Source organism: Acetobacterium fimetarium (assembly GCF_014284475.1).
Taxonomy (GTDB): Bacteria; Bacillota; Clostridia; order Eubacteriales; family Eubacteriaceae; genus Acetobacterium; species Acetobacterium fimetarium.
Genome location: NZ_WJBC01000015.1, coordinates 15,264 through 30,789, shown reverse-complemented (window position 1 = coordinate 30,789; position 15,526 = coordinate 15,264). Strand labels below are relative to the sequence as shown.

The 15,526-nt window shown below is 42.5% G+C and carries 17 protein-coding genes; all 17 read left to right on the top strand.

Going from position 1 to position 15,526, the window contains the following annotated elements; translation table 11 throughout:
- The first annotated feature begins 135 nt into the window (after window positions 1-135).
- The 17 genes from mnmE to dnaB all read left to right on the top strand — a co-directional run bounded on the left by mnmE (window position 136) and on the right by dnaB (window position 15,526).
- The gene (gene mnmE / locus GH808_RS10550) at window positions 136-1,500 is read left to right on the top strand and encodes a tRNA uridine-5-carboxymethylaminomethyl(34) synthesis GTPase MnmE (protein ID WP_207722311.1); all 1,365 of its coding nucleotides are present in this window, start codon (window positions 136-138) and stop codon (window positions 1,498-1,500) included.
- Window positions 1,501-1,510: 10 nt separating this feature from the next.
- Window positions 1,511-3,418: a tRNA uridine-5-carboxymethylaminomethyl(34) synthesis enzyme MnmG gene (gene mnmG / locus GH808_RS10545; RefSeq protein WP_186842755.1), complete on the top strand. Its 1,908-nt coding sequence runs from the start codon at window positions 1,511-1,513 to the stop codon at window positions 3,416-3,418.
- Window positions 3,411-4,145, top strand: a complete 735-nt coding sequence (gene rsmG, locus GH808_RS10540; RefSeq protein WP_186842754.1) for a 16S rRNA (guanine(527)-N(7))-methyltransferase RsmG — start codon at window positions 3,411-3,413, stop codon at window positions 4,143-4,145. Before mnmG ends, rsmG begins: the two co-directional genes overlap by 8 nt.
- Window positions 4,146-4,368: 223 nt before the next feature.
- Window positions 4,369-5,133 carry a ParA family protein gene (locus tag GH808_RS10535; RefSeq protein ID WP_186842753.1) on the top strand — a complete coding sequence of 255 codons (765 nt, stop codon included), beginning with the start codon at window positions 4,369-4,371 and terminating at the stop codon, window positions 5,131-5,133.
- Window positions 5,134-5,136: 3 nt separating this feature from the next.
- Window positions 5,137-6,030, top strand: coding sequence for a ParB/RepB/Spo0J family partition protein (locus GH808_RS10530; protein ID WP_186842752.1), 894 nt, complete (start codon window positions 5,137-5,139; stop codon window positions 6,028-6,030).
- A gap of 45 nt (window positions 6,031-6,075) precedes the next feature.
- Window positions 6,076-7,134, top strand: a complete 1,059-nt coding sequence (locus tag GH808_RS10525) for a CPBP family intramembrane glutamic endopeptidase (RefSeq protein ID WP_186842751.1) — start codon at window positions 6,076-6,078, stop codon at window positions 7,132-7,134.
- Window positions 7,131-7,772 carry a CvpA family protein gene (locus GH808_RS10520; RefSeq protein WP_186842750.1) on the top strand — a complete coding sequence of 214 codons (642 nt, stop codon included), beginning with the start codon at window positions 7,131-7,133 and terminating at the stop codon, window positions 7,770-7,772. The genes GH808_RS10525 and GH808_RS10520 overlap by 4 nt, the downstream gene beginning before the upstream one ends.
- Before the next feature lie 6 nt (window positions 7,773-7,778).
- A complete protein-coding gene (locus GH808_RS10515) occupies window positions 7,779-8,639 on the top strand; it encodes a mechanosensitive ion channel family protein (protein WP_243166187.1) in 861 nt (286 codons plus the stop codon).
- Between the two features lie 11 nt (window positions 8,640-8,650).
- The gene (locus GH808_RS10510; RefSeq protein ID WP_186842749.1) at window positions 8,651-8,857 is read left to right on the top strand and encodes a DUF951 domain-containing protein; all 207 of its coding nucleotides are present in this window, start codon (window positions 8,651-8,653) and stop codon (window positions 8,855-8,857) included.
- Window positions 8,854-9,480 carry a stage II sporulation protein M gene (locus GH808_RS10505; RefSeq protein WP_186842748.1) on the top strand — a complete coding sequence of 209 codons (627 nt, stop codon included), beginning with the start codon at window positions 8,854-8,856 and terminating at the stop codon, window positions 9,478-9,480. Before GH808_RS10510 ends, GH808_RS10505 begins: the two co-directional genes overlap by 4 nt.
- 133 nt (window positions 9,481-9,613) lie before the next feature.
- Entirely contained in the window at window positions 9,614-9,901 is a 288-nt protein-coding gene (rpsF, locus tag GH808_RS10500; RefSeq protein WP_186842747.1) for a 30S ribosomal protein S6, read from the top strand.
- An 11-nt stretch (window positions 9,902-9,912) separates the two neighbouring features.
- The gene (locus GH808_RS10495; RefSeq protein ID WP_186842746.1) at window positions 9,913-10,350 is read left to right on the top strand and encodes a single-stranded DNA-binding protein; all 438 of its coding nucleotides are present in this window, start codon (window positions 9,913-9,915) and stop codon (window positions 10,348-10,350) included.
- A 17-nt stretch (window positions 10,351-10,367) separates the two neighbouring features.
- Complete coding sequence (rpsR, locus tag GH808_RS10490) at window positions 10,368-10,595, top strand: 30S ribosomal protein S18 (RefSeq protein WP_148567943.1); 228 nt, start codon at window positions 10,368-10,370, stop codon at window positions 10,593-10,595.
- A gap of 193 nt (window positions 10,596-10,788) precedes the next feature.
- The gene (locus tag GH808_RS10485) at window positions 10,789-11,733 is read left to right on the top strand and encodes a YybS family protein (protein ID WP_186842745.1); all 945 of its coding nucleotides are present in this window, start codon (window positions 10,789-10,791) and stop codon (window positions 11,731-11,733) included.
- 5 nt (window positions 11,734-11,738) lie between these two features.
- Window positions 11,739-13,712 carry a DHH family phosphoesterase gene (locus tag GH808_RS10480; protein ID WP_186842744.1) on the top strand — a complete coding sequence of 658 codons (1,974 nt, stop codon included), beginning with the start codon at window positions 11,739-11,741 and terminating at the stop codon, window positions 13,710-13,712.
- Window positions 13,709-14,158 (top strand): 50S ribosomal protein L9, encoded by a 450-nt coding sequence (rplI, locus tag GH808_RS10475; RefSeq protein ID WP_186842743.1) that lies wholly within the window; start codon window positions 13,709-13,711, stop codon window positions 14,156-14,158. Before GH808_RS10480 ends, rplI begins: the two co-directional genes overlap by 4 nt.
- A gap of 12 nt (window positions 14,159-14,170) precedes the next feature.
- The gene (gene dnaB / locus GH808_RS10470; RefSeq protein WP_186842742.1) at window positions 14,171-15,526 is read left to right on the top strand and encodes a replicative DNA helicase; all 1,356 of its coding nucleotides are present in this window, start codon (window positions 14,171-14,173) and stop codon (window positions 15,524-15,526) included.

The following is a 15,526-nucleotide window of genomic DNA, read 5'->3' as shown; positions in this document are numbered from 1 at the left end:
TGCAGAATAACTTTTAGTTATGATGCAACACGTTTTTTTTATCAGCACTCCTCTTGTCAGCGGTAGCAATTTATTATATCATTACATGTTAGGAAAGAATTATTTAGTCAGGAGAAAAAAGTGGAAGTCTTATTAATGAATGAAGATACAATTGCTGCAGTTGCCACCGGCATGGGCGGAGCAGGAATTGGAATCATAAGAATCAGTGGAAATAAAGCCATAGAAATTGGCAACCGGCTGTTTGTAAATCCAAAGGGAAGAACATTGGATGCCGCGGAAAGCCATCAGTTGCTTTATGGAAGAATTATTGATCCAATTGCAAAAAAGGATATTGATGAAGTCCTAATTTCAAAAATGAAGGCTCCCCACTCATATACGGCTGAAGATGTCGTCGAAATTAACTGTCATGGGGGGATTGTGCCCATGCGTAAGATATTAAAACTGGTGATCGAGTCCGGTGCGCGTTTGGCGGAACCGGGAGAATTTACCAAGCGGGCATTTTTAAATGGACGGCTGGACCTTGCTCAAGCAGAAGCGGTCATGGATATCATTAACGCTAAAACGGAAAAGAGCCTGGAATACTCGGTGGCGCAACTGGAAGGAAGACTGTCAGAGAAGTTGGAAGAGCTGGATCAGGTTCTCATCGATATTTTGTCTCATATGGAAGTGAATATCGATTATCCGGAATACGATATCGAGGATATCACCTTTCAATTTATTGATGATGAAATAAAGAATTTGATTAAAAAAATTGAAGATATTCTGGCGGTGGCAGAAACCGGAAAAATATATCGTGAAGGCATTACCACCGCCATTTTAGGGGAGCCCAATGTCGGGAAATCGTCGCTACTCAATACGCTGCTGATGGAAAACAAAGCCATTGTCACAGATGTTCCCGGAACCACACGGGATACCATCGAAGAGTATATCAACATTGAGGGAATTCCATTTAAAATGATTGATACGGCGGGAATCCGTGAAACCGATAATGTTGTCGAAAAAATAGGCGTCGAAAAATCAAAGGCCCTTTTGAATCAAACAACCCTGGTCATTTTCATGCGCGACATATCCAAAGAAATGTCGGATGCAGAAAAAGAGATCATGGCATTATTGAAGAACAGAAAAACAATTTATATCGCGAACAAAACCGATGTCATCGAGGGAAAAGAAGGTGAGATCCCGGATCCGTGGATCCCCATGTCTTTGATCGAAGAGTCAGGAATTGAAGTGCTGAAAAATAAAATGATCGAAATGGTTTATGAAGGAAATGTCAGTCAGGAAGCAGATTATCTGATTACAAACACGCGACAGATCCAGCTTCTGGAGAAAACAAAAGGCAGTTTGGAAAATGCGGTTTTAACGATGAACAGCCAGATGCCGATTGAGCTGGTTTCAATTGATGTGATGGAAGCCTTGGAATCGCTTCGCGGCATTACCGGAAAAACCGTCGGAATTGATATTATCAATCAGATATTCAAGAATTTTTGTATTGGAAAGTAGAGGAAAAAGGATGACTTACTCAGGAGGGGACTACGATGTTATCGTAGTTGGCGCCGGACACGCTGGTTCAGAGGCGGCTTTAGCCAGTGCAAGACTAGGACTAAAAACGCTTCTTTTGACCATCAATTTGGATTCGGTAGCGATGATGCCCTGCAATCCATCCATTGGCGGGACCGGCAAGGGACATCTGGTGCGGGAAATCGATGCCCTTGGCGGTGAAATGGGAAAAAATATTGACGAAACGATGATTCAGTGCAAAATGCTGAATACGGCAAAAGGGCCGGCCGTCCATTCATCACGGGCGCAGGCGGATAAGAAAGCCTATCAGTTTAGAATGAAACAGGTCATCGAGAATCAGGAGAATTTGCTTTTAAAACAGCAGGAAGCAACCGACATACTGGTTGAAAATGGCAAAATAACCGGTGTGATGGTCAATACCGGTGCCGTTTATACCTGTAAAGCCGCAGTAATCTGCTCCGGAACTTATCTAAAAGGACGCATTTTCATTGGGGATGTCCAGTATGACAGTGGGCCAAACGGCTTGTTCCCGGCAATGTATTTGTCGGCAAGCCTTGAAAAAAACGGCATCCAGCTGCAGCGGTTTAAAACCGGAACGCCGGCAAGAGTTGATGCCAAGACGCTGGATTATTCAAAGATGATCATTCAGGAAGGCGACGAACATATCGTGCCTTTTTCCTTCGAGACAGAAAAAATAGAAATTGAACAGGTGCCTTGCTATCTGACTTACACAAACAAGGAGACACATCAGATTATCAATGATAATCTTGAAAGATCACCGTTATACACAGGGGATGTCGTTGGCATCGGCCCCCGTTATTGTCCTTCCATTGAGACAAAGGTCATGCGTTTTCATGATAAGGAACGTCATCAGATTTTCATGGAACCCGAAGGGTTGAAAACAAATGAAATTTACGTACAGGGAATGTCTTCATGTCTGCCGGAAGATGTTCAAATTGCTTTATACCGTACCGTTCCCGGGATGGAAAAGGTCGAGTTTATGCGCTCTGCGTACGCCATCGAATACGACTGTATTCATCCAACCCGTTTGAAAGCTTCGCTGGAGTCTAAAGAGATATCAGGGCTGTTCTTTGCCGGACAGATTAACGGAACGTCCGGTTATGAAGAAGCAGGCGCGCAGGGAGTCATAGCAGGAATCAATGCGGCTCAATATTCACGGGGTGAACAACCGGTCATCATCGATCGTTCCGAAGGTTATATTGGTGTATTGATTGACGATATTATAACAAAAGGCATAGATGAACCGTATCGAATGATGACGTCACGGTCTGAATATCGCTTGTTGCTCAGACAGGATAATGCAGATTTGAGACTGACACCGATCGGACACCGGGTCGGGCTGATTAGTGATGAACGATACGAACGGTTTTTAAAGAAAAAAGCAGCGATAAAAAATGAAATAGAACGTCTGGAACAAATCCAGGTCAAAGCCAGCCAGGAGAACAATGTAATCTTGAAGGAGCTTGGAAGTTCAGAAATCAGACACAGCGTATCATTGGGCGAGCTGATCCGTCGACCGGAAATAAAATATCTTCAAACGGCTGCTTTTGATCCACAACGGCCATTGCTCCACTGGAGCGTGGTCGAGCAGGTGGAAGTGCAGATTAAATATGAGGGCTACATTAAAAAACAGTTGCTGCAAGTGGCGCAATTCAAAAAACTTGAAAATAAAAAGATACCCAAAGCGATTGATTTCAAAGCCATCGGCGGGCTGCGAATAGAAGCAGTTGAGAAACTTCAGGAAATCAAACCGACTTCAATTGGTCAGGCATCCCGTATTTCAGGGGTTTCGCCGGCGGATATATCCGTTTTATTGATCGCACTGGAACAGCGGCGACGGAGCAACCAAACAGAAAAGGAAGAGGGCGAAAATGAATAACCGCAGACAGAAATTAATTGAACTGGGAACACAGTTTGAAATAGCTATCAGTGAAAAGCAGGCAGAAAAGCTGATTGCATATATGGATCAATTACTGGAAAAGAATCAGTACATCAATTTAACCCGCATTACCGATGAGGATGAATTTATTAAATTGCATATTTTGGATTCTCTGACGTTGCTCAAGCTGATTAAAAACAACAAAGCAAAAATTTTGGATGTGGGAACAGGTGGTGGCTTTCCGGGAATTCCATTGGCCATTGCGCTGGAAGATGCAGACATTACCCTCATGGATTCAACAAAAAAGAAGCTGAATGTCGTGCAGGAGATTGCAGAGGAGTTGGATATCAGAAACATCAGCATCCTTCATGGACGGGCCGAGGAATTCGGGCAGGATTCACAACACCGGGAGCACTATGATGTGGTGACATCGCGGGCAGTAGCTAACTTAACCCTGCTGTCTGAATACTGTTTGCCGTTGACACGGGTTGGCGGACAGTTTCTGCCAATGAAAGGGAAAGACTATTCCGATGAGTTAAAAGCGGCGAGAAAACCAATTGAGATTCTCGGCGGTGAAATAGTAGAGGTAAAAAAGGGTTTATTACTGCAAAGCGACTATGTTCATGTTATAATTAATATTGATAAAGTTAAAAAGACGCCGAAACAATTTCCGCGGTCAAATGGAAAGATCAGGAAAGATGGCTTTCCGGTGCAAGAGTTCAAATAAAAGCAGAAATAAAGAGTAATGTGATAGTATTTGTCTGGTTTTCGAGATGTTTCACGTGAAACATATTTAATCGGCCTGAACTTTGAATCTGCCAGATGAAATCCCTGGAGAAATTCAAAGCTCAGTACTACACACGATCGAATCTATGATGTTTCACGTGAAACATCATAGATTCGATAGAAAAAAGCAAATAATATGATCAACAAAAAATAAGGAGCAAAGCATGGCGAAAATCGTGGCAGTATTCAATCAAAAAGGTGGCGTCGGGAAAACGACCACAAACATTAACTTAACCACTGCCCTGAGTATGGAGGGATGTCGCATTCTGGTCATAGATATCGATCCACAAGGAAATACGAGCAGCGGATTTGGAATCGAAAAAAGCAATCTTAAAAAGAGCGTTTATGACGGGATCATCCATGGCGATGATTTGAAGCAGATTATCCTGACAACAGCGTATGAGAATCTTCATATCCTGCCGTCACATCCGGATTTAGCGGGAGCGGAGATTGAGCTGACGAATTTGCCACAAAGAGAATTACGCCTGAAGAATTGCATCGAAAATATCAAGGAATACTACGATTATATTTTTATCGACTGTCCGCCGTCGCTGGGGTTGTTGACAATCAATGCATTGGCCATAGCAGACAGCGTACTCATTCCCATTCAATGCGAGTTTTATGCTTTAGAGGGCGTAAGTCAATTGATGAACACCTTCAGTCTGGTCAAACAGGGCTTAAATCCGCAACTGGAAATTGAAGGGGTGTTGATGACCATGTTTGACAGTCGGACGAACTTATCCAATCAGGTGGTTGATGAGGTGGTCGATTATTTCAAAGATAAGGTATATGAAACAATGATTCCAAGGAATATCAGACTGGCTGAAGCGCCAAGCTATGGACAAAGCATTTTTGAGTATGCCAATTCGTCAAAAGGAGCAAAGGCATATCGTGCTCTGGCGAAAGAATTTATGAAAAGACAGGAGTAATTTATGGGAAAAAACACAGGGTTAGGAAAAGGTCTCAGAGCGTTGTTTCCCGAGGAAGGTGTCATATCGGAGGATAACGGGACTTTAGCGGTAGATGCCGAGAAACTGGTTTTTTATGTAAAAACAAATAATGTCAGACCAAACCCGGACCAGCCGCGCAAGAGTTTTGATCGTGGGAAACTGGAGGAACTCGGAATTTCAATAAAAGAACATGGGATCATACAGCCAATAGTTGTAAAACCAGAAGCAAAAGGTTACACGATTATCGCCGGGGAAAGACGCTGGCGTGCGGCAAATATGGTCGGCTTGAAAGAAGTCCCGGTGATTATAAAAGATCTTCCGCCGGAAGAGGTTCTGGAGATCGCGATCATTGAAAATGTTCAAAGAGAAAATCTCAATAGTATTGAAGAAGCACTGGCCTTTGAGGGCTTAATGGAAAATTTCAATATGACGCAAGGTGAAATAGGAATTCGCATCGGTAAAAGCCGGACCGCGGTTGCAAATACCCTGCGCTTATTAAAACTCCCAGCTTCAATTCAAAATGAGGTGGCAAAGGGGAATATCACGCCCGGACATGCCAGAGCCATCCTGATTCTCGAAGATCCTGAAAAAATGGAAGCATTTGCCAATGAAATCATAGAAAAGGGATTAAGCGTCAGAGATGCGGAAAAGTGGATCAAGAAGATGCAGGCTGAAGGTTCAGCCAAGCCACTGCAAAAAAAGAAAACAGATAACAGTAGCTATATCATAGAGATTCAGGAAGGTCTGGAAGAAAAATTCAAAACCAAGGTAAGTCTCAACAATCGCGGAAAAAAAGGAAAAATTGAGTTTTCCTACTCATCACTGGAAGAGCTTGATCGTATTCTTGAACTTTTGGGTTATGAGAAGATAAATTGAGGACCAAAATTGAAATAGACTTTAATTTATGAAATGGAGAAAAAAATGAATCAAATCAAAAGAAAGAGAAGACTGTCACCACTTGAGGCGGCAGTTTTAGGAAACATTCTATATTTAGTGATTGTTTTGATATATAAGAGTGTTTTTGATGTTGTGCGAACCGATAGTTTCGACTATTTGTTTAATGGTGTTCAGTTACTGACAATTGGTATATTCTGGATGGCACTATTTGTTATTTGCTTTAAAAACATCAGTAGTAACGAAAAACCCAGAGTATTCAAGTATATATTTTTCAGCTTGATGCCAATTGTTGTGCTGACGGCATCACTGACGCTGGTGTCTTTGTTTGCGCCGGGACAGGATACAATGAGTGTCTGGAATCAGTTTGCTTTTCTGGCGGCGCCGACGATCTTCTGGTATTTACCGTTTGGACTGATTTATCAGTTGGTTGGCAGCAGCATTTCAATTTTTGCCTTTTTCGGGATTTCACTGATTTTCACAGTGGTATTCCAGATAATTGGTGTTGTGCTGGGGCGCATAATGGGACATAAGTATTTAGAAGAGACAAAAGTAGAAGACACAGCGGCGGTAGCCTCAAAAGAGTTAAGCAGCAAGAAAGAAAAGAAAAAAACCAGAAAAAAATCGAAGCTGCCACAACGCGAAAGCATCGGAATCGATGGTTTTTCAGAAGAAATGATCAACGAAGGCTTTACGCCGGATGAAGGGGTAAACATGACCGAAGTGATCATTAATGATAAAACCGGAGGAAGAAAACCCGATCGGCAACCATTAAAAAGTGAAACCGGGCTTTTTGAAAGAGTCGTACCTTTTGATGAACAGCTGGCAGTTGCTTCAGATCAGGCGGATAACAGCATTGAACCGGCGAAAATACCGAGTATTATCACAGAAAAAACCGCTGAAACGGTAGCAAAAGAAACCGCTGCCGATGACTGGAAGGTATCAGAACCGATGACTTTGGATCAGGCGCAGGAGAAATTGAAAAAACATGAGGAAAGTAATGACAAATCATTTTTGAAAGAAACCAGCGCGATCAGAATCATCAATGAAGAAGACATCGAAGAATACTATAGGAATAAAAAATGAGTTTTTCAACATTAGACATTATTTGTATCCTGATCTGTTTCGTATCGGGATTGATTGGATATAAACGAGGTGCAATAAATACCCTGATTAGTTTCGGGGGATTTATTGCATCTTTTGCAATAGCATGGATTTTTTCACCGGTAATGGCGAAATGGCTGATCAATTTAGGTGTATTTAACGGCCTGATGGAAACAATTAATACGGAAACGGTTGCCCAGACTCTGATCAACGTTGGCACACAGGACGTTGCGATAAATTCCGCATCGCTACAGGCGATCGTCAAGGGCACGCAGGCGATGATGGATCAAAGCCTCAGCGTAATGTCAGACACGATCATGTTCGGAATTGCGCAAAGCATCAGTTTTCTGATTATTCTCTTTGGGGTATCACTGCTGTTTTGGTTTGCGCAGATCTTTTTCAAGGGCGTTTCAGAAATCCCGATTATCGGCGGAATTAATCGCCTGCTGGGACTTTTGGCGGGGCTGGTCTTGGGCCTTTGTGTGTTTGGAATTGTGCTTTGCGGAGCGACGGTGATCAACACTTTCACTGGCGGAACAGCCAATCTTCCGACTTATGAAGAGAGTGTCTTGCTGCAAATAGGCTTGCCCTGGATCATGAACTTTTTAGGAATACAATAGGAGGGTATGATGGAGTACCTGATCAATAATTATGAAAGAATTGCTACGCAAATAAATATTGGAAATCTGCTGGAAGAAATTCTGATTTCGATCCTGGTGTTAGTGGTGGCGGTGGTGAGTATTAAAATAATATTCGGCATTGTCAACCGTGTTTTTGATTCGCTGAAGTCAGGCATCGACCAGAGAGAATCACGCCGGGTCGTGACATTGAATCATGTAACAAAAACAGTCGTCAGAACCGGCATCTGGACAGTGGCGGTTCTGATTATCCTCGGACAGTTCATGAATGTCAGTTCACTCCTGGCTGTGGCAGGCGTTGGAACCCTGGCCATCGGCTTTGGGGCGCAGGGGATTGTTGAAGACGTGATGAGTGGTTTTGTCATTGTTTTTGAAAATCAATTCTGCGTCGGCGATTATGTCATCATCGATGAAGATCACTACGGCATTGTCGAAGCAATCGGAATGCGAACCACAAATATCAGGGAGTTTGACGGTGGCCTGTTTATCATTCATAATGGAAAGATCGATCGTTTGACAAATTATTCAAAAGGTCATATAAAGGCAACCGTTGATATCGGAATTTCCTATGAGGAAGACATCAGCAAGGTGACTGATATCCTTAATGATATTTGCAAAGAACTTTTTGAAAGTCATGAGGAGTTGTTTAAGACTTGTCCGGAAGTCATTGGCGTAACAGATATGGGTCCGATGGCGATGAATATTCGAATCAGCTGTGACGAAGATGCCGCGTCTAAATTCAAGGCGGAAACGGTGCTGCGCCAAAGAATAAAAGAAGTGTTCTCCGAAAAGGGAATCGAAATTCCCTATAATAAATCGATCATTTATACCAGAGAATCAGATCAATAAAGAGGTGGATCATGGAAAGTAAAGAGTATACATTGGGCGACCGTGTCGAAATGAAAAAAAAACATCCCTGCGGCAGCTTCCAGTGGGAAATCATACGAATGGGAGCCGACATCAAAATCAAATGTCTGGGTTGCGGTCACATTGTCATGCTGCAACGATCAAAATTTAATAAGCAGATAAAAAAAGTGATCGCCAATGAGGAAAAGGCAGAGCAATGAAAAATTTCGTTATTGCGCAATGGAATAGTGCCGGAAATTATTTTTCAAAAAATCTCAAACAAACGTTTTTTATCTGTTTGGGAATTTTTGTCGTGACCGTTATTATCAACGCCATTATTTTTCAGACGAACCCGCAAATAGCGGAAATGTATTATAAGGAGCTGGTTGCGATATTTGAAGATAAAGCCATGTCGCATTATACTGGTTTAAGTCTGTGGCTGTGGATTTTTATGAATAATCTTTTAGCGGGAGGGCTAACCGTTCTTTTGGGCTTTATTCCCTTCTTCTTCTTACCGCTTTTATCGCTTGTTTCCAATGCGATGATTATCGGTTTGTTGGGTGCCGTTTATCAGATCAATAATGTTGGCTGGCTACCGCTTCTTGCCGGTATTCTTCCCCACGGCATGATTGAGATACCGGCACTGATTTTAGCAGCAACCCTGGGGATCCATATCTGTAATGTGATCATAAAAACAATCGCCAAGAAAAACTTGAAAGGGGAGCTGAAACAGGCGGTTCTTGCATGTCTGAGGATTTTCATGCTATGGATCATACCGCTATTTTTTATTGCGGCATTTATAGAAACATTTATGACTCCAATCATATTTAATGCTTTCATTTAAGCCGACTAACACTAACAAAGCAACTTTGGAGCGAAGAAAATACTTGCAAGTCCTGTGAGTTATGATATAATTAAAAGCTGATATCCTTGCTCGCTGGAAAAGTGAGCCATAGTCCATGAGGAGGTGAAATGGAATGAGAGCGTATGAAACATTATTTGTTTTAAAGCCGGATCTTGAAAAAGAAGCAATAGAAGAATTAGTTGGTAAAGTTAAAACTGTAATTGAAACAGCTGGTACAGTTGAAAAAGTTGATGACTGGGGTAATAGAAAATTAGCCTATGAAATTGACAAAAAGTATCAGGAAGGTCACTATATTTTAGTGGATTTCAGTGCTGAAAATTCAGTACTTGATGCATTGGATCATTTATACAAGATTACTGAACCGTTTATTCGTAGTATCGTTATTAAAAAAGAGAAATAGGGGGCATTTCTGTGAACAAAGTAATTTTAGTAGGAAGACTAACCCGAGATCCTGAGGTAAAGAACACAACCACAGGCAAAGCTGTAGCAACCTTTACCCTGGCGGTGGATCGTCGTTTTAAAAACAAAGATGGTCAAAAAGAAGCCGATTTTGTGCCGATCGTGGTATGGGGAAAACAAGCAGAAATTGCCGGTCAATATCTGTCAAAGGGCAGCCAAATTGGCGTTTCAGGACGACTACAGGTAAGAAGTTACGATGCACAGGATGGCCAACGACGTTATGTGACGGAAGTTGTTGCCGATGAGATTAATTTCTTGTCATCCAGCCGCAAAGATTCTACCGGCGGCTATCAACAACCTTCTGCACCCCGATCAGATAATAATATGTCCGTGATGGGATTGGATGAAGACTTTCATCTAATGGCCGACGACGACGATATACCTTTCTAGAATAGGAGGAAAATTTAATGCCAAAACCATTTAAAAAGAGAAGAAAAGTTTGTGAGTTCTGCGAACGAAAAGTGGAACAGGTTGATTATAAAGATGTGATTACACTGAAGAAATTTATTTCTGAACGTGGTAAGATTTTACCAAGACGCGCCACAGGAACATGCGCGAAACATCAGAGAAAAGTGACAGAAGCCATCAAACGTGCGCGAAATGTTGCACTTTTACCATATACATCAAATAACTAAGCCGACAAAGCTGTTCGTCCTGGGTTCGCACCCGGGATGACGGCTTTTTTTTATTTAAGGGATGGCAAATGGTAATTGAGAAAAGGAAAAAATAATAGGCATTTTAGTTTATTGTGATATAATATATCGGTGAGTTCAGGCGCATGAATTGAGTGCGTCGTGCGTGTTGTAGACTTGTCAGGTTGGAGGATTAATGAAAACTCGAGGAATCACAGAAGGGGCACTATTTTGTGCACTGGCCGTAATACTTGTTCTGGTCAGTTACTTTATCCCTTTTTTAGTTATATTAGTATTTTTCATCCCGGTTCCAATGGTGGTGCTTGGAAAACGCCAGGGACTAAAAGTGAGCATTATTTCCAGTTTGGCGGCAACCATTTTGACGGCCTTGTTTTTGGGCCCGATTAGCGCGATCTCCTTTGGCGCGCTGATGTTATTTGTGGGATGCAGTTTAGGATTTGCCTATTACAAAAACATTTCACCCATTAAGAAAGTGATTGTCGGGGTGGTCGGTTTTTCAGTTCTTTTGATCGCAGTTGTTTTTAGCTATCAGTTTATCATGGGTGTGAACTTTACCGATTACTTGTTCCAGACGCTAGAAGCCAGCACCAAAGAAGTCATGAGTTTTTATCAAACATCAAACTTGTTGGATGCCGGTCAGTTGACAACCCTACAAGAAAGCATGGATAAGAGCATCTATACGATGAAACTGGTGGTGCCAAGCGCGTTTTTGTTGATGCCGGTTATGTTTTCGATGGTTAATGTGTTTATCTGCGATTTGATTTTAAAACGGATTGGTTACTCGGTACAGGCCTTTAAACCGTTGTCTCAGTGGGAAATGCCGGTATCGCTAAAATATTTTCTGGCAATTTTTATCATTGGTGATTTTATCATCGGGATTTTTCAAATAAAGGCGATACCGGAAATTTATATTTATACCTTTATGGTGGTCGTCAACATCATTTTTTTGGTTATGGGGATTTCACTTATTTTTGACTTCATGGAATATAAAAAAGTCAGGAATACCGGGTTGAAAATTCTGGCTGTTTTCGTGGCAATCCTCCTTCAGTCCTTTGTAACACTATTGGGAATTGCGGATGTATACCTGGGACTTCGTGCAATTTACCGAAGGGAGACCTAAATAAAATGAGAGATACAAAGAAAGAAATTGTCTGGCTTGCGGTCGCTGCGGGACTGCTGCTGTCCACTATTCTGGGTTTATACAATATCGCTTTTGGACTAATCGGCGCCATCATTTTTATCATACTGATTATCTATTATACCAAAAATACTTCCTTCGATGAAATCAAGATCGACAAGGCCATCGATGAAATATACAGCGACCTGGATCAGATCAATCAGGAACGGATGTATGAAATGCCGATAGCAATGGCCATTGTCGACAGTGAGGGTATCATTTACTGGTACAATCAATCCTTTGGCAAAGCTTTTAAAAACGAGAAGGAAGGACTTTTCAAGAAAAGCATCGTCGATGAACTGGAATTCAATTTATCTGAGGCGATCAAAGAGGAAGATTTTATCTTCAATTATGGGGAACGGGATTACGGTGTTGTCACCAATGCCTTTTCAGATAGTGTTCATAGTTTTGAATTGCTTCACTTTTTTGATATCACCGAGCAAAGCAAGGAAAGAAAACTCTATCGGAAAAATTCACCGCTTTTTTGCTATATTGTCAATGACAATTATGACGAAATCATAGAAAAAATCCCCAGCCATAAACGCTCTGCAATACTCGGAAAAATCGATCTCAAGCTCAATGAATGGGCGAAACAACTGGGTAGTGTCATCATCGAATATGAGAGCGACCGTTATTTAATGATATTTGAGCGGGGAAAAATCTGTGAACTGGAAAAAGAAAACTTTAAAATACTGGATGAAGTCCGGGAAATTGAAAATGATGAAAAAATTCCCATTACGTTAAGTATCGGAATCGGTATTTCCGAAACGATTCTGGGAATTGTCGAATCACAGGATCTGTCCCATTCCGCACTGGACATTGCACTGGCTCGCGGGGGTGATCAGGCAGTGGTTCGAAGAGATGAAAAAATGTCGTTCTACGGCGGAAAAACCGAAGCATCCGAAAAAAGAACCAAGGTCAAAGCCCGGGTTAAGGCATATGGTTTAAAAGAATTGATCAAAGAGGCCGATCATGTGCTGCTGATGGGACATTCGAATCCTGATATGGATTGTTTGGGCAGCGCGGTGGGACTGCTGGGGGCCTGCAAATCGTTGGGTAAAGAAGGCAAGATCATCATTAAGGAAATCAATTATTCAATTAAATCTCTTTTTGACTATCTGTTGGAGAATGAAGTCTATCAGGATGCTTTTATTACGCCGAAAGAAGCTGAAAGCTACGGAACCAAAAACACGTTACTGATTGTGGTCGATACGCAAAACGTCAATTATCTGGAAATGCCAGCCTTAATCGATCAGATCCCCAAAATTGTGGTGATCGATCATCACCGACGATCAGGAAAAACCATCAATAATACGCTGCTGTCCTATACGGAAGCCTACGCTTCTTCAACCTGCGAACTGGTTACGGAACTGTTGCAGTACTTTGATGAGAAGAATCACGTCAATCAGGTTGAAGCCAATGCGCTGATGGCGGGAATCTGTATGGACACCAAGATGTTTACCCTGAAGACCGGCGTCAGAACTTTTGAAGCCGCATCCTATCTGAGACGAAAGGGTGCCGATACCATTATCAGTAAAATACTGCTGCAGGACGACTTGAATACCTACACGGCTAAATCAGACGCAGTAAAAAATGCCAAAATATATTTTGACAATGTTGCGATCTCGATGTTTGAGAATAATACCGATTATGGTAAAGTAATCGCGGCTCAGGCCGCCGATGAACTGCTTAACATCAAAGGGATTATTGCTTCCTTCATCATCCTGAAAAATGATGAGGGGCTTTCCATCAGCGCCAGGTCGATGGGCGAAGTCAATGTTCAATTGATATTGGAAAAATTAGGCGGCGGCGGCCATTTGGCGATTGCCGGCGCGCAGTTCCCGGGAGAAAAGGATCTTCAGGTTGGAATAGAATTATTGCTTGAAGCAATAAATAAATATAAGAAGGAGAATGGAGCATGAAAGTTGTACTATTAGAAAATGTTAAAAATGTAGGGAATAAAGGCGACATCGTAGAAGTAAAGGATGGTTACGGCAGAAATTTCCTGATCAAAACAAATAAAGGCGTGATTGGAAATAAAGAGAATATTGCCAAGGCCGAAAAAGAGAAGGCTGAAGAAGCTAAAAAACTGGAAGAAGAGCGACAGGAAGCCATTGCATTGGCAAAAAAAATCGATCAGACGGAAATAAACATTACCGAGCGCGCCGGTGAAGATGGCAAGCTTTTTGGTTCGGTTACCAGTAAGGACATTACCGAAGCACTGGAAAAACAAAAGGGCATCAAAGTGGATAAACGGAAAGTTGAATTGGAAATGCCAATCCGAAATGTTGGCCGCATTGAAGTTAAAATCAAGACACATCAGGGGATTATGGGAAATCTGACGGTAGTTGTCAAAGGCGAAGCATAGGAGTTTGATGTGATGAATCCCAAAGTCCCCCCACATAATATTGAAGCGGAACAATCCGTTTTAGGCGCCATACTCATGGAGGAGTCGAACATTGCCCGGGCTGAAGAGCTATTGTCTCCGGACGATTTTTATCGAGGGGCACACAAAGAAATTTATCAATGCATGCTGGATCTTCACAACGAACGAAAACCGATCGATACGGTAACGTTGATCAATAGCTTAAGAAATCGGGGTGTGCTGGACAAAATCGGCGGCGCGGGTTATCTCAGCGAACTGATCGAGATGGTGCCGATCAACCGGAATTATATCGAATACTGTCAAATTGTTCACGAAAAAGGGGTTATCCGCAACCTGATTCACACGGCGACTCAAATTCTGGAAGACAGTTATGGGAGTTACGACAATGTTGGCGACCTCGTTGATCGGGCGGAACAGGAAATTTTCAAAGTTTCACAGGGCCGCAGAACCGGCGACTTTCAGAGCATTCAGGAAACCCTTGGCACCACCCTCTCGCAAATCGAAGCCATTGAAAGCAATAAAGGAAAGCTCACCGGAATCGAAACCGGTTTTGCTGAATTGAACCATATCACCTCGGGGTTGCAGCCGTCAGATCTGATTATTGTGGCGGCGCGGCCGTCTATGGGTAAAACCGCTTTTGCGCTTAATATCGCGCAAAATGCGGCGATCAAGGATAATCGCTCGGTGGCTATTTTCAGTCTGGAAATGGCAAAAGAGCAGCTGGTGCAACGGATGCTCTGTGCGGCATCGCTGGTGGACAGCAACAACGTGCGAACCGGGAATCTGTCAAAAGAAGATTGGGAACGGATCGTGGTCGGGTATAATACCCTTTTCGGCGCCAGTATTTTCATTGATGATACGCCGGGAATTTCGATTTCGGAAATCCGTTCAAAATGCCGGCGCTTAAAAACCGAGAAAGCGCTTGATTTAATCGTCATCGACTACCTGCAGCTCATGGGCGGCGGTGGCAGAAGCGAAAATCGCCAGAATGAAATTTCTGAAATGTCACGAGGACTCAAGGCTTTGGCCAGAGAAATGGAAGCGCCAGTGATTGCGTTGTCCCAGTTGAGCCGTGCACCGGATGCCCGAACGGATCACCATCCGGTCATGTCGGATTTGCGTGAGTCCGGTTCAATTGAACAGGATGCGGATGTGATCATGCTGTTGTTTCGGGAATACTATTATGAAAAAAATCCGGAAATAAAAAATATTGCCGAAGTAAACATCGCCAAACAGCGTAATGGCCCGACAGGAACCATTCGCCTGGCATGGATTCCAGAGTATACAAAGTTCAACGATTTGGCAATCGGGTTCAACGAAGACGAATATGGACCAGATGCGTTTGCTTAA

Excerpts from the sequence above, each read along its gene's own strand:
- rpsR (WP_148567943.1), top strand. The coding sequence starts at position 10,368 with ATGCCAAAACCATTTAAAAAGAGAAGAAAAGTTTGTGAGTTCTGCGAA.
- GH808_RS10505 (WP_186842748.1), top strand. The coding sequence starts at position 8,854 with ATGAAAAATTTCGTTATTGCGCAATGGAATAGTGCCGGAAATTATTTT.
- mnmE (WP_207722311.1), top strand. The coding sequence starts at position 136 with ATGAATGAAGATACAATTGCTGCAGTTGCCACCGGCATGGGCGGAGCA.
- rsmG (WP_186842754.1), top strand. The coding sequence starts at position 3,411 with ATGAATAACCGCAGACAGAAATTAATTGAACTGGGAACACAGTTTGAA.
- rplI (WP_186842743.1), top strand. The coding sequence starts at position 13,709 with ATGAAAGTTGTACTATTAGAAAATGTTAAAAATGTAGGGAATAAAGGC.
- GH808_RS10515 (WP_243166187.1), top strand. The coding sequence starts at position 7,779 with ATGATGGAGTACCTGATCAATAATTATGAAAGAATTGCTACGCAAATA.
- GH808_RS10520 (WP_186842750.1), top strand. The coding sequence starts at position 7,131 with ATGAGTTTTTCAACATTAGACATTATTTGTATCCTGATCTGTTTCGTA.
- GH808_RS10510 (WP_186842749.1), top strand. The coding sequence starts at position 8,651 with ATGGAAAGTAAAGAGTATACATTGGGCGACCGTGTCGAAATGAAAAAA.
- GH808_RS10535 (WP_186842753.1), top strand. The coding sequence starts at position 4,369 with ATGGCGAAAATCGTGGCAGTATTCAATCAAAAAGGTGGCGTCGGGAAA.
- GH808_RS10485 (WP_186842745.1), top strand. The coding sequence starts at position 10,789 with ATGAAAACTCGAGGAATCACAGAAGGGGCACTATTTTGTGCACTGGCC.
- dnaB (WP_186842742.1), top strand. The coding sequence starts at position 14,171 with ATGAATCCCAAAGTCCCCCCACATAATATTGAAGCGGAACAATCCGTT.
- GH808_RS10480 (WP_186842744.1), top strand. The coding sequence starts at position 11,739 with ATGAGAGATACAAAGAAAGAAATTGTCTGGCTTGCGGTCGCTGCGGGA.
- GH808_RS10525 (WP_186842751.1), top strand. The coding sequence starts at position 6,076 with ATGAATCAAATCAAAAGAAAGAGAAGACTGTCACCACTTGAGGCGGCA.
- rpsF (WP_186842747.1), top strand. The coding sequence starts at position 9,614 with ATGAGAGCGTATGAAACATTATTTGTTTTAAAGCCGGATCTTGAAAAA.
- GH808_RS10530 (WP_186842752.1), top strand. The coding sequence starts at position 5,137 with ATGGGAAAAAACACAGGGTTAGGAAAAGGTCTCAGAGCGTTGTTTCCC.
- mnmG (WP_186842755.1), top strand. The coding sequence starts at position 1,511 with ATGACTTACTCAGGAGGGGACTACGATGTTATCGTAGTTGGCGCCGGA.